Source organism: Streptomyces sp. NPDC033174 (assembly GCF_055577795.1).
Window position 1 is genome coordinate 1 of record NZ_JBVIPQ010000009.1, and the last position, 1,507, is coordinate 1,507.

Consider the following 1,507-nt stretch of genomic DNA (forward strand, 5'->3'; position numbering starts at 1 on the left):
GATCTGCCGATCTGTGCACGAACTTACTGAGAGAAATTTCCGGCGGCATCCCGAAGATCACTAACGTGTGACGCGCAGCGGCCAACCGGACGCACGCAAAGACGTCCCGGGACATTCCCCACTTTCCTGAAAGACCGTCAAATCGCTGCGGATTCAGGAAGCTTGAAAAGCGGCTTAGACCAGAGCGGTGAATGAACCGGCCGCCTTCACCCCGCCGGAACAACAGGGACGCGTGTCAGTCATTGACATCCCCTCAGGAGCATCTTCTGACCGAATGTCAAGAACCAACACGCACCTCACCGGGCCCGGGCCGGCCTCACCAGCATCCACGGCTCGCACAAGGACGCGAACAGCTGCGGCCGGACGCACTCGAAGACGGAAGGAACCGGACCGCACAGCGAGGGACGACCCCGGACAGCCCCGCCGTCCACCAGGCCGCCAGGACCCCGCCGCCGGCATCACGCGCCCTGCGGCGGGAGGGAGCCCGATCCGGCGTGAGCGGCGGACCGCTCACGCCGGCCGGCAACGGGTACGAGCGCCGGCCGCGCCGATCACCAGGGCCCGGCCCGGCTCAGCGTCCGCCGCGGGCGGCCGGCCCGGCCCTGCCCGGTGCGGTGCGGTGCAGTGCGGTGCAGCAAGAGGGCCGGTCCTTGCCGAAGTGCGCCCGACCTGCCACGTCATCGACGCCCCTCCCCCGGACCAGCGCCAGGCGCCAGCCCCCGAGCCCCCGCTCTCTCTCGCGCCTCCTGCACCGGGGGCGCTCTTCACGGCCGGCGCCAGGCCTGCGAGGGGGTGGGCCAGCCCTGTCCTGGGCCCTGCGGGACTCCGGACGAGCCCGGGCCGGACGGCACGGCGCCCCGCGAGCGTGCACGCGTGAGCGCGACACCCCCGAGCCCCAGCCGGCTCACCGTCTACGCGGGCGGCCGTACCGGGCCAGCCCGGCATGGCCGGCGCAAACGGCGCGCCCTCGCGCATCCCGGGACAGCAGAGCAGGACCCTCACCGTACGCATACGTGTGGCCCCCCGCATGCCGGCGCTCCTTCACGGCGCAGGCCACGTCCCCGGATGTCCGCCGCGCCGCGGAACCACGCCGCCGGACCACCCCTCAGCACCAAGCCGGGCACGGCCGGCGCACACCTGCCCATCACAGGCGACGCTTTGACCCCACAGCCCACCCCGGCCAGGAAAGAAGCATCCCGGACGCAGGACCGACACGGCAGGCAGGCAGGCAGGCAGGCGACAGTCCCCGCGCCGCCGCCGGAGCGCTCACTGCGGATGGGGACGGACATGTGCGCCGGCCGCGCCGAGAGCGGCTCTCGCCACCCGTTCGACCAGCGAGACCCCGCTTTCCATCGATGTGTTGCCGCCGCTGAGGACCGAGATGAGATACCGGCGCCCGTCCACCGCGACCTGGCCGACACTGTTGATGACCCACAGGCCACTGGTGGGGGGGGGGGGGGGGGGGAGGGGAGGGGGGGAGGGGGGGGGGGGGGGGGGGGGGGAGGGG